We start from the raw sequence: 13,117 nt of genomic DNA on the forward strand, positions 1-13,117 counted from the left end.
TCCTAACGATATGAAGGCCGACCCATGCGCCTCCTCCCCGTCGCCGAAGCCCAAGGCCGTGTCCTCGCGCTCGGTCGCGCCACCGCCGCCGAAACTCTCCCCATCGCCGACACTATCGGTCGGTTCGCCGCGACGGACATCGTCGCGCGACGGACCCAGCCGGCGCGCCGGCTATCGGCGATGGACGGCTATGCGATCCGCTTCGACGACCTGCCCGGCCCATGGGACGTCATCGGCGAAAGCGCCGCCGGCGCCTCCTTCGCCGGCACCGTCGCTGAAGGTCAGGCGACCCGCATCTTCACCGGCGCGGCGATGCCGACCGGCACCGACTGCGTGCTGGTGCAGGAGGAAGCGACGCGTGACGGCGACTGCCTGCACCTGTCGGGCGAAGGTCCGGTCCGGGGCGGCAATGTCCGTCGCGCCGGCCTCGATTTTCGTGAAGGCGAGCTGCTGATCCCGGCAGGCGAACGCATTACCCCTGCCCGCGCCGCGCTGGCCGCGATCGCCGGGCACGGCACACTGTCGGTCGGTCGTCGCGTCCGCGTCGCCATCGCCGCCACGGGGGACGAGCTGGTCCCCGCCGGACAGCCGATCGGCGACGACCAGCTGCCCGAAACCAACGGCTTGATGCTGGCGGGGCTGCTCGGCGACCTGCCGGTCGACCGCATCGATCTCGGCATCCTGCCCGACCGGATGGAGGCGCTGGTCGACGCTTTTGCCGGCGTAGACTGCGACCTGCTCGTGACCACCGGCGGCGCGTCGGTGGGCGACCATGATCTGGTCCGGCCCGCACTGGCGGCGGCGGGCGGGACGCTCGATTTCTGGCGGATCGCCCTGCGGCCCGGCAAACCGATGCTGGCGGGAACGATCGGCGACGCGGCGGTGCTCGGGCTTCCGGGTAATCCGGTGTCATCCTATATCACCGCGCTGTTGTTCGTCCGTCCGCTGGTCGCGCGGCTGGCCGGTGCCGCCGATCCGCTGCCCCGCACGTCCCGCGCCACGCTGGCGCATCCGCTGCCCGCCAACGGACCGCGGCAGGATTATCTGCGAGCGACGCTCATCGACGGGCAGGCATCGACCGCCGCCATTCAGGACAGTTCGATGTTGCGGACGCTCGCCCGCTCGGACTGCCTGATCGTGCGCGCGCCGCACGCGTCGGCGGCGGATGCGGGCGACTCGGCGGAAATCCTGCAACTCGCTTGACGGCAAGAAAATCGTTTCCTATTGGTTCCACGTCTGTTCCGACGGAGAACCCCATGTTGACGCGTAAGCAGCACGAGCTGATCTGCTTCATCGATGACCGGTTGCGCGCGACCGGCGTCTCCCCTTCGTTCGAGGAGATGAAGGAGGCGCTCGATCTCAAGTCGAAATCGGGTGTGCATCGCCTGATCTCGGCGCTGGAGGAACGCGAGTTCATCCGTCGCCTGCCCAACCGCGCCCGTGCGCTCGAAGTGCTGCGGATGCCCGAACGTCCCGTTGCGAAGAAGGTGGCGGCCAAGCCCGCCGCCGCGCCCCGGCCCGCGCCGCAGCCCGCCAACGACGTCGTCGAATTGCCGCTTCACGGTCGCATCGCCGCCGGTGTCCCGATCGAGGCGATCGAGGGTCAGGCGACGCTGCCCGTCCCCGCCGCGCTGCTCGGGGCCGGCGATCACTATGCGTTGGAAGTCGCCGGTGATTCGATGGTCGAGGCGGGCATTCTCGATGGCGACTATGCGCTGGTTCGCCGCACCGAAACGGCGCGCGATGGGGAAATCGTCGTTGCGCTGATCGAGGATAGCGAAGCGACGCTCAAATATTTCCGTCGCGAAGGGGGCATGATCCGTCTCGATCCGGCCAACCGCAGCTACGACCCGCAGCGCTATCGCCCCGAACAAGTGCGCGTACAGGGCAAGCTTGCCGGCCTGCTCCGCCGATATTGAATGAATAAGAGCGATTCGCAATTGCGCGCATAACGCGTGCGAGTGTGACTTTCGTGACCTTTGACGCCCCGTCCGGCGCTGATCGCCGGGCGGGGCGTCGTCGTTACTTGCCGTTCCCCGGTGCCCATGGCGTCCGTATCGCCTTGTAATAGCTTGCCGGATGCGGCGGCGGCGTCACCCCGGCCGGCAGCGGACGGCCCGACACCTCGGCGAAATAGGCGATACACGCATCGCGCCACCACTGCGCCTCCTGCCGCTGGATCGCGAGGAACTGTCGGACCTCGGCAAAGCGTTGCGCATCGACCTGCCCCTCGATCGCCGCCCACTGCCCCTGCATCGCCGTCACCTCGGCCACGCCCCGGTCGTACCGTGCGATCAGTTCCTCCCACAGCGTTCGTCCCGACTCCATCCGCCGATCCCATGACGCATGGTGGAACCACAGCAGCAGGTTTTCCGGCACCGCCTTAGGATCGCTGAACCGCCGGGCCAGCACCGGCGCATATTGTGCCGCCGCATCGCTCCCCGTCGGCGTCCGGTCGAACCCGATCCCGTTCCGGTCCGCCTTGTGGAAATAGACCGGGTTCCAGTCCGCCCGCGCCAGATCGTCGACCCATGGCCCCGGCCCATAATGATGCCCGGTCGCGAACAGGTGGTTCAGCCCCAGCGGCATCATATAATCCACGACCGCCTCGTGCGACCGCATCATCATCGGGACGACCGGCTCCGCTGCGGCGGCACCCCAGGTCATCGCCGCCCAGTCGCGGGCGATCTCGCGCGCGTCGCCGTCGGGGTTCCACGCCAGCCGCCCGAACGCATACCAGTTCGCCTGATCGAACTGCGATCCCGACCAGTTGCGATCGGTGCCGATATTGGACACGCCCGCGATTCCCGTCAGCGCCCCCGGCCGCACCGGCCGGTCGAGCACATCGGCGACCGTCGTGCCCTTGCGCGGACGATAGGTGTCGCTGCGCAGGACCTCCTGCCACATCGTGCCGAGGTACACGAGGTGGGTGGCGAACCCCATATATTCCTTGGTGATCTGCACCTCCATCATCAGCGGCGTGCGCGGCATCGCCCCGAACAACGGATGGAATGGCTCGCGCGGCTGAAAATCGATCGGCCCGTTCTTGACCTGCACGATGACATTGTCGGCGAACTTGCCGTCCAGCGGCGCGAACTCGCTATAGGCCTGCCGCACCCGGTCCTCGGGCTTTTCGCTAGCATAGACGAACGCGCGCCACATCACGATCCCGCCATGCGGCCTGACCGCTGCCGCCAGCATGTTCGCGCCGTCGGCATGGCTGCGCTGGTAATCGCCCGGTCCGGGCTGCCCTTCGGAATTGGCCTTGATCAGGAACCCACCGAAATCGGGAATGCGGGCATAGATTTCGTCGGCCTTCGTCTTCCACCACGCCGCGACCTGCGGGTCGAGCGGGTCGGCGGTCTTCAGCCCCCCGATCTCGATCGGTGCCGAGAACCGCGCCGAGACATAGACCCGGATGCCCCATGGGCGAAAAATGCCTGCCAGCGTTTCGATCTTGCCGATGAACTCGGGCTTCAAGATATCGGCGCTGGCATTGACGTTGTTCAGGACCGTCCCGTTAATACCGATCGATGCGTTGGCGCGCGCGTAATCGGTATAGCGCGGGTCCGCGAAACCGGGCAATTTCTGCCAGTCCCATAGCGACCGGCCGGCATAGCCACGCTCGACATAGCGATCGAGATTATCCCAATGGTTGAGCAATCGCAGGCCCAGCTTCGGCCGATCGGTCACCGAAATATTGGCCAGGCTGCCGGTCGTCTGCGCAATCCGCAGCAACCGGAACGCGCCGTACAGCACGCCGATCGGACTGTTCGCAGCGACGACCGTCGTCCGTTTGCCGTCGATCGCAACCGACCGCAGCACGAACCCTTCGCGGCCGATCGACTGCAACGGCAACCCCAGCCCGGCGATCCGCGCGGACTTCGCCGTTCCGATCACGATCGCACCATCGGTGACAGTGCCGTCGGCAACCGCCCGCCCCGTCAGTCCCGACAGGCCTCGCGCCAGTTCCACTGCGGCAAGCTCGATCGTCGGGTCACGTTCGTCGCGCACGATCGCCGTCGCCTGCGTCGCAACGGCTCCAGCCTGCGCCGTCGGCAAAGACCGATAGCGCAGCCACAGGTCATAGCCATCTTCGGCCCGCGCCGGTGCGGCCCATAGTGCACCGGCAAGCACGACCCACCCCAACCATTTCAGCATCGGGCATCCTCTATCCATCCCGTCTGACCGACGGCGTTGACACGGCCATATCATACCGATCATGGTAGCGCTATCACGTCGCTAGAGCGTGGGACCGGAGAGTGCATGTTCCTGAATCCGCCTGATCGAGGGGAGTCCTACCGCGTCGTCCGCCACCGGTTTGCCCCGCTGGCCGGACGGATGCAGGCGCCGACACACGACGGCGACGTCCAGCGTTGCGCCGATCGCCCGCACGGTCGAGGTACGCAGCAGACGGGTCGCGGTCGGACCGATCCGACTGGCGCGTACCGGGCGTCGGCACGTTTCCCTCAAGCTTCATGCTTTGCCTGGCGACCTGTGCCCCTGCTGGTTGGCCGGATCGGTCGGCGGCATCGGCGGACCGGCTGGTGCGCTCCCCCGAATGTCAGTGGCGACGCGCGCGAGACTGATTCTCCAAACGGTCCGCGGATACCAGCCGATCTTCCGCGTCACGGCCTGCACCTATTGCCGGCAGCGACCGACCTTCGCCCGATCGTGACCAACTACACCCCTATCGATGGAAAGGCCGTCGCATGACCATGATCGATCGTCGCGGCATCTTGGCGGGCAGCGCCGCGCTCCTCGCCGCGACCACCGTCCGCGCCGCCGATGCGCCCGCCGGCACCTTGAAGGCCGCCACTGCAAGCAAGGGCCGCCGTTTCGGGTCGGCCTTTGCGTGGAGCCCGGCCGGAGCTGATGCAGGATCGTTCGCCAACCCGGCCTATGCCGCATTGCTGCGGCGTGACTGCGATGTGCTGGTGCCCGAAAACCAGATGAAGTGGCAGGCGATTCGTCCCGCCGCCGACCGGTTCGATTTCAGCCGGTTCGATCCGATGGTCGAATGGGCGACGACGAACGGCTTCGCGCTGCGCGGCCATACGCTGTTCTGGGCATATTCGCGCTGGTTCCCGGCCTGGCTGAACAACCATGACTTTGGCCAGCGCCCCGCGATCGAGGCTGCGCGCATCCTCGACCAGCATATCGACACCGTAACCAAGCGCTATGGCCGCAAGATCGACAGCTATGACGTGGTGAACGAAGCGGTCGATCCCGATACGGGCAACCTGCGCGAAACATCGCTGTCGCGGGCGATGGGCGGCACGGCGAACGTGCTCGACCATGCATTCCGCACCGCCCGCGCCGCCGCGCCGCATGCCGAACTGGTCTATAACGACTATATGAGCTGGGAAGACGGCAACGCCAAACACCGTGCCGGCGTGCTGGCGCTGTTGGCCGATTTTCGCCGGCGCGGCACGCCGGTCGATGCGCTGGGCGTGCAATCGCATATCGGACTGTTCCAGCCGACGACCGACGCCGGCGTGGTGGCAAAGCGGCTCGAACCCGAATGGAGGGCATTTCTCGACCGGGTCACCGCGATGGGATATCGGCTGGTCATCACCGAATTCGACGTGCGCGACAAGGGATTGCCAGCGGCGATCGGCCCACGCGACCGGGGGGTCGCCGACTTCGCCCGCGCCTATCTGGACATCATGCTGTCCTATCCGCAGCTTGGCGATGTTCTCGCCTGGGGATTGAGCGACCGCTACAGCTGGTTGCGTGGGTTTGAGCCGCGTCCCGACGGCGAAGTCACGCGCGGCTGTCCCTATGATACGGACCTGAAGGCCAAGCCGTTGCTGGCGGCGATGCTGGCGGCGCTGGCTGGCGGCGTGCGGCAAGTGGGCCAGGCGGCGTAGGTTCGGGAGGCCGACGCACGCATCATGGGCCGATTGCTGCCTTGCAGTTGCAAATGTCCTGCGTCGCTACCGGCCCTCGCCGGGCTCTTGCCGTAGACGCGGCCAACTCTCGATCCATCGTTTCGACGCGACCCGCCCGTCGTACATGGCGCGTTTTTCGTCGATGAAGCGCGACGTCGGCCGCAGGATAAGGTGCATCAAGTCGTTCAGGCCCAGCGGGGCCGCTACTTCGCAACCCTCTTCGCCCCGGCGGCGAACGGCGATGGCGGTTGCCGTTTCCGGCCAATGGCGCATCGCATCGGTCGCGGAAAGATACGGCCGATCGTCGTTGCGAACATGCATCCTCGCCTGGTTCTTCACCGACCATGCGATGCCCGGTTCCGCCGCTCGCAACATCGCTTCATAGCGGCGGTCTTCGACCGGATCGATTACGATCGGATCGTACCAGATGACGTCGACATCGCCCGTCGATGCGGAAGGTGCACGGCCATGAAGATGATCCCATACCGCGTTCCTGACGAAACCCGCTGCGATCCAGCCGTCCCGCAGGTTCAGCGCACGCACCACCCCCAGTAGATGCCATCGAAGCGGATCAGCCCGCAGAATGGCAATGACCTGTGAATGCGCGTCCATGTCCCGCGGCTATCCCCGTCAAGCTCCCGACGGTACGGTCGTGCCGGGTGGACCGCATGATCGGCAGGCCTGCGCCCGCGCCCGTCGCGAGAACGCCCCGTCGAGCCGAAGCCGTCTTCGCCGGCGATGAGGATCGGAGTGCGTCAACACCCCGATCCGTCAATAATCCCGGCTGTACCGCACCGACGCATTCGATCCGCCGAACGATCCGGTCTGCGACAACACGCTCAAGGTGCGGGTCAGCGCGATCTGGATCTGCGTGGCGGTGAAACCGCGCGCGTCGGTGATGATCTCGATATAGATATCGTCGGTCAGGTATTTGCCGGCGGCAAGCGACGTCCCACGGCCCGTCGCCTCATCGCCGCCCAGCACGCGCAGGCGATCGAAGCCGGTCGCCGAGCGCAACTTGCCGAGCGGGTTGAGACCGCCGCCGCTCGACCCGCGCAGCGAGTTGAGCGCCGCCGCCAGCTGGATTGCTTCGGTAGCCGACAGGTTGGTCACCGAACTACCGAACAGCAACCGCGACAGCACCTCGTCCTGCGCCAGTGCCGGGGTCGAATTGAATGCGATCTGCGGTGCCTGTGCGAACCCGGTGACGTTGATCGAGGCGGTGATCCCCTCAGCCGTCGTCGTTGCGGCGATGTCGATCGAGGGATTGGTGTAATTCTCGCCTTCGAAGCGGACGATCCCGCGTTCGACGTCGAAACGCTTGCCGGCGAAGGAATAGGTACCGCGCACCAGTTGCAGCTGACCGGTAATGGCCGGCGCGGCAGAGGTGCCGCCGATCCGCAGATCGGCCTCCCACTCCGATTCCAGTCCCATGCCCGACACGTACAACCGGTTGTCGGCGCGAACGCGCAGCGCGAGGCGGAACAGGCCGGCGGAAGCCGCCGCCGGACGTTGTTGCGGTGCCGCCGCGCCGCGATTTGCATCGCTCTTGCGACGGACCCCGGTCAGTTCGGGTACTTCGGCCGCACCCTGACGGATGATTTCATAGCGGGCCTCGGGAATGGTGAGATCGCCCGAGATCAGCCCGCCATCGGCACCGTTCTGGATACGGATATCGCCGGTTGCAGACCCCGCCAGCGCATCGCTGCGCGCGAGTTGCGCATCGCGCAGCTGGGCACGGATATCGATCGGGAATCCGCTATTCGCTGCCAGCCCGACCGAACCCTGTGCGGCGATCGTTCCTTCGCCGGCACGCGCGCGCAACTGGGTCAATTCGAACCGATCGTTGGTGAAGCGACCGTTGATGCCGAGATTGGTCAGCCGGGTGCCCAGCGTCTCGTTATCATAGGTCAGGTTGTTGGCGCGGACCACGCCGTTGAGCTGTGGTGCCTGTACCCGACCGCCGAAATCGGCGGCAATCCCGATCGGCCCGCTCAACTGCTGATCGGCGAGACCGGCGAAGGAGAACAGCACGCCCGCCGGCCCGTTATAGCGTATGCCGCCCGACAGCGGTGCCGCCAGCATCCGCGTGACCCATGATCCGCTGCCCGGCGGCAGGGGCCGCAGGTTAGCGACCATCCGCCCGACCGTTGTCGTACCGCGACGGATCAGCGCACGACCGCTGCCGCCTTCGGGACGCAGGTCACCGGCGAACACGATATCGACCGGTTCGGAAACCGAGGCGAGGCTGGTCCGCTGGAAGTTCTGGATGGTCAGGCGGGCATCGGCGCGCGGGAAGCTCTGGTCCGCGGCCTGTGCGAAATCTAGGCTGCCGGTCGCGGTGCCGCCGATGCCGGTTCCGGGCATGAAGGCGTTGATGATCGTGAGGTCGAGCCGGTCGAGGCGGGTCTGGATCGACATGCCGTTGCCATAGACGCCGGCGGCGCGAATCGACCCTTGCGCAAAATCGATCCGCGTAGGGTACATACGATAGCCGCCCGGTGCGGACACGATCCGTGCCGGATTCACGGTCTTGAACGGGATCGAGTTTGCTACGCCCTGCAACGCGACCAGATAGTCGTTCGGGCGCAGGCGGGCATTGGCGGCGACGCGGAACGGCACGCCCGACGATCCTTGCGCGAACAGCTGTGCCGTGCCGTTGCCGCCGCGATAATTGATCTTCGCACGGCTGCGTTCGAGCAGGAAGTCGCCCATCGACAGGTTGGCGACCTGCGCATCGGCAACGATTTCGGGCTGGTCGTACAACACCGCGGTGGCGGTCACGATCGCACGGCCGATGCGGATGCCCATGTTGCCGGGGATCGCGGCGTTCGAAGCCTGCGCGTTAACGTCGGTGCGCTGGTAGCGGCCCTGTGCCGACAGGCGAGCGATGCCGGCGATCCCCGATCCGGCAAAGTTGATGCGGCCGGCGAACGGTCCGGCATTCGTGGCCTCGACCCGGCCATCGATATTCACGCCGGCAAAGGTCGCGGACCGGATGTCGGCGACAAGGCGCGGCGCGGTCGACACCAGCACATCGGCGCGGAACGGACCGTAATTGGTGCCACCGGTCGCCTGGATCGCGTACCGGCCGCCCTGCCCGCGCACCCGCGCTTCGAGGTTGACGAGCCCGACGCCGACGCCCGGCCGGGCCGCGCGCAACAGCACCTGCGGGGCGGCGACCGATCCGGTCACCCGCGCCGACAGCGGGCCATATTGCGTCGAAACGGCATCGGCATTGACCAGCAGCGGACCGGCCGGATCATAGCGGCCCGAACCGTTCGTGATGCGGAACTGCGGCGCGTTCATCCGCAGGTTGGAAAAGGTGATGATCCCATCGGGGGCGACGCCGACATCGACCCGCGTGGTCGAGACATTGCCGCCGAGGAAGTTGCGCACCCCTTCGTTGAACAGTCGCGTGGTCTGGGCAACGACCCGCCCCTTGATCCCGAAGCCGCCGCCCGGTGCGGCATAGAGATTTGCATCGGTCGACAGGTTGAGGATGCCGATGCTGGCGACCTCGTAATCGTTGATCCGCCCCTTGATCGCCCCGGTATAGCGGCCGGTGGTCAGGTTGGCGGCGACGATCGCGGTCGCATCGATCCGATCGGAGCGGATGCGCAGATTGTCGGACAGCACCTGATCGCCGGAGATGGCGAGGTCGCCGTTGATCGCGACATTGGTGACGAGCCCGCCCACGGCAGCGTTCAGCCCGGTGATGCGACGCGCCTTTGCCGCGATCGGGATCAGGATACGGTCGGCATCGATGGTGGCGCGACCTTCGGCATAGAGTTGTTCGACCACGGTCTCGCCGAAGCCGAGTGCGGCTGCCTGTACCTTATAATCGACGGTCGGGGTACCGAAGCCGCCATCGAGGACCACCGCCGCACGAACCGAGCGACCGTTGAGGTTCGGCAGGATCGCACCGGGGGTCATCAGCATCGCTTCGGTCCGGAAATTGCCGAACCGGCTGTTGCCGAGGTCGAGCAGACCGGCGGCGTTGACCGCAAGCGCGCTGGAGCGGAGCTGGATCCGCGTATCGGCCTTGCGATCGGCAAGCGCGGCGTCGATCGCGACGTCGAGGCGCGGCGCGGTCAGCCGTTCGACCGGGCCTTGCAGGATCAGGCCCGGACGCGTCGAACCGCGCACGGTGAAGCGACCATCGCGCCCGGTCACGGCCAGATCGGCAAGCTGCTGCCCGCCGAGCGTGCCGGCCAGCCGGCCGCGCCAGTTGTTCCAGTCACCATTGCCGGCGATCGTCGCCACGACCGGCGCCTTCAGCCCGGCCATCGCGGCGATCATGCCATTTGCCGGCCCGACGATGCGGGCATCGATATCGAACCGGTTATCGTCGGGCACCGCGTCGAGTTTCAGCTTGACCCGGTCGCCGCCGGCGACACCAGGCGCGGCGATGGTCGCGGCGTTGGCGGTCACCTGCGCGCGGCGATCGGCGATATGTACGGCACCGTCGAGACGGGCGATGTGACGCTGGCCGGTCACGGCCGGGCCGACCTCGATCCGGTCGACGCGCAGACGGTTCACGTCGATATCATAATCGGGCAGCAACGGCGCGTTCGGGTCGCCCGGCGGCGTGTCCTTCAGCACCGGATTACGGGCATAGCGGACCAGCGGGCTGGTCAGGCTGCGGATATCGACATGGCTGTTGGTGAAGGCGAACGGCCGCCAGTCGAGTGCGATCGCGGGCGAGTCCGCGAAGACGCCGCGCGTATCGCTCAGCCGCAGGTCGCGGATCGTCATCGCGCCGTACAGCGATCCGTCGATGCGCCCGACATTGACCTTCAGCCCCGACGCCGTGGTGTAGCCGTCGAGCTGCCGGACGAGGAAACCGCGACCAGGTCCGGTGTTCAGCGCGAACACCAGCAGCACGACCAGGAGCAGCAGGCCGACGATTGCGATGCCGATCCATTTCAGGATGCGGACCCAGAGCGGACGGTCGCGGACAGTCACAGCGTCGGCGGCGGGCAGTTCGGCGTCGGTCATCAGAAAGCCTGCCCGATCGAGATGTAGAGGGCGATCTTCGATTCACCCGGTCGCCGGGCGATCGGCGTGGCGACATCGACGCGGAGCGGCCCGAAATTGGTGTAGAACCGGCCGCCGATACCGGCACCGAAGCGAAGGTCCGACCCCTTCGGCAGGCTCGATTCATAGACCTGACCGGCGTCGAGGAACGGCACGATCCCGAAATCACCGAAGCGGTAGCGCGCCTCGATCGCGAATTCGTTCAGGCTGCGGCCGCCGATCGGACGGTTCAGATTGTTGCCATCCTCATCGACCTCGGGCGTGCGGGGGCCGAGTTCCTGAAAACCGAAGCCACGGACCGATCCGCCGCCACCGGCATAATAGCGCCGCGACGGGGCCAGATCGTTGCGGGCAATGCCCTGGATCGATCCGGCACGGGCGCGCCCGGCGATGACGATGCTCTCACCGATCGGGTAATAGCCGGTGCCCTCGACCATGAACCGGCCATAGGGGCGCACTGCACCCTGCACCGATGCTTCTGGGCTGGCATTCAGCTTCACGCGGAAGCCCTTGGTCGGGTTGAGGAGATTGTCCGACGTGTCGAACCCGGCGAACAACGGCAGCGCGGCGATGCCATAGGTCTTGCGACGACGCTCTCCGACGTCGAAGTCGTAGGTGTCTTCGTTGGTGCCGATCAGTTCGGCACCATAGGCATAGGTAAACCGCTTCTGCCAGATCGGTGTCGAGTCATACGACCAACGGATACCGAGCGTCCCGGTGAACGCCTCGAACGCGTCGTAATTGGTGCGGCTGGCATTGGCGAGGATCTGGAACGTCCGGTCGCGGCGACCGGCGTTGGACCGGCGGAACGTGACGCCCGCGCCCTGTTCCTGCGTGCCGGCGACACCGCGAACGATCAGCGCTCCTTCGGGCGGGAACAGATTGCGGTGGGTCCACGATCCTTCGAGGCGGATGCCCTGCCCCGTGCCGTAGCCCCCCTCACCCGCCAGCGTCCGCGCCGGCCCGGCATCCTGCCGCACCAGCAGGTTTACGAGTTCCGTTCCGTCGGGGGCAAGCTGCCCGGTCCGCTGCGGTTCGACCGAGACACTGGAGAACAGGCCCGTCGACACCAGCGCCGCGCGCAAATCGTCGACCTTGCGATTGTCATAGAGTTCGCCCTGCTCGAACCGCGCAAGCACACCGACATGATCGGCATCGAACGCCAGCTTGCCGATGGTGGAATAGGTTCCGAACGACGAGCGCGGCCCGGTCGTCACCGGCAGGGTGTACGCGCCGGTATAGGCCGTGTCGTCGAGCAGGATGTCGCGTTGCCCGACCTCGACGAACGGATAGCCCTGTTGCGGAAGCCTCAGGCTGACATTCGCCTCCGCTGCCTGAATCCGTTCGGCATCGACCGGATCGCCGACCTTCAGCGGCAATTCGCGCTGGACGAGGTTCGGCGGCACGGTCGGCTGGGTATCGATACGGATCGACCCCAGCGTGAACTGCTTGCCCGGAATGGCGGTGACGACGGCACGGATACGTTCGCCCGGCGGGTTTTCGATCGCCGAGGTCGCGGTGCCGTCATAATAGCCCTTGGCCCGCATGATCCGGATCGCGAGCTGTTCGTCCTCGCGCGCGCGCGCCTGCACCATCGTCGCGTTGGCGGCCTTGCCCTTGCCCTCCTGCAACGACGACAGCGCCTTGAACTGCGCGGTTCCATCGATATCGTCGAGGCCACGAACGACGGTATCATAACGGATTTCAACGGCACGTTTGTCATCGGTTCCGGCGACCTCGACCGGGGTCACATCGAACGACGACAGCGGCGGCAGCGGCTGGGCCAGTTCGGGAGCCTCGGGCAGCACGGCGTCGGGCAGCGTTTCCGCGGGAACTGCCGCCTCGGTCGCCGGTGCCGTCGGCGGCGCGGGCAGGACCGGCGCAGTGGCCTGCGGCGTCGGCAAGGCTGGCGCGTCGAACCCCGACATCGGCTCGAGTGGCGCGTTGATATCGCCCGACAGGCTCGGCAGCGCCGCGTCGAATTCAGGGTCCGGCACGATCGCGCCATCGACCGGCGGATTCTGGGACGATGATGGTACGACGATCGGTGGCGGCGAAGTGCGCGTCGTCTGGGCCAGCGCACCCGGTGCGGTCATCGTTCCCGCCAACAAGATACAGATCGTCCGCGCGCGAAAATCCCCCAACGTTTCGTCCCCGTCCCCTTGCCCCGGACGTTGCAGTGC

At 66.7% G+C, this 13,117-nt stretch carries 7 protein-coding genes; 3 read left to right on the forward strand and 4 right to left on the reverse strand.

The genetic code is table 11. The annotated features are described in order from the left end of the window. Positions 1–24: 24 nt before the first annotated feature. Together ASE90_RS01000 and lexA are read left to right on the forward strand one after the other, a co-directional pair. A complete protein-coding gene (locus ASE90_RS01000; protein ID WP_055994732.1) occupies positions 25–1,203 on the forward strand; it encodes a molybdopterin molybdotransferase MoeA in 1,179 nt (392 codons plus the stop codon). 53 nt (positions 1,204–1,256) lie between these two features. After that, positions 1,257–1,919: a transcriptional repressor LexA gene (lexA, locus tag ASE90_RS01005; RefSeq protein WP_055994735.1), complete on the forward strand. Its 663-nt coding sequence runs from the start codon at positions 1,257–1,259 to the stop codon at positions 1,917–1,919. 103 nt (positions 1,920–2,022) lie between these two features. On the opposite strand, the gene ASE90_RS01010 is transcribed toward lexA, so the two are convergent. Beyond that, positions 2,023–4,161: an alpha-glucuronidase family glycosyl hydrolase gene (locus ASE90_RS01010; RefSeq protein WP_200910762.1), complete on the reverse strand. Its 2,139-nt coding sequence runs from the start codon at positions 4,159–4,161 to the stop codon at positions 2,023–2,025. Between the two features lie 551 nt (positions 4,162–4,712). Here ASE90_RS01010 and ASE90_RS01015 point away from each other — a divergent pair. Next, positions 4,713–5,873 carry an endo-1,4-beta-xylanase gene (locus tag ASE90_RS01015; protein WP_055994738.1) on the forward strand — a complete coding sequence of 387 codons (1,161 nt, stop codon included), beginning with the start codon at positions 4,713–4,715 and terminating at the stop codon, positions 5,871–5,873. A gap of 66 nt (positions 5,874–5,939) precedes the next feature. Here ASE90_RS01015 and ASE90_RS01020 read toward each other — a convergent pair whose 3' ends face one another. The 3 genes from ASE90_RS01020 to ASE90_RS01030 form a co-directional block, all read right to left on the reverse strand. After that, complete coding sequence (locus tag ASE90_RS01020; RefSeq protein ID WP_055994741.1) at positions 5,940–6,506, reverse strand: nucleotidyltransferase family protein; 567 nt, start codon at positions 6,504–6,506, stop codon at positions 5,940–5,942. Between the two features lie 159 nt (positions 6,507–6,665). Beyond that, a complete protein-coding gene (locus tag ASE90_RS01025) occupies positions 6,666–10,895 on the reverse strand; it encodes a translocation/assembly module TamB domain-containing protein (RefSeq protein WP_055994743.1) in 4,230 nt (1,409 codons plus the stop codon). After that, positions 10,895–13,030 (reverse strand): BamA/TamA family outer membrane protein, encoded by a 2,136-nt coding sequence (locus ASE90_RS01030; RefSeq protein WP_055994746.1) that lies wholly within the window; start codon positions 13,028–13,030, stop codon positions 10,895–10,897. The genes ASE90_RS01025 and ASE90_RS01030 overlap by 1 nt, the downstream gene beginning before the upstream one ends. Positions 13,031–13,117 lie beyond the last annotated feature (87 nt).

This window comes from Sphingomonas sp. Leaf67 (assembly GCF_001421965.1).
Lineage (GTDB): Bacteria > Pseudomonadota > Alphaproteobacteria > Sphingomonadales > Sphingomonadaceae > Sphingomonas.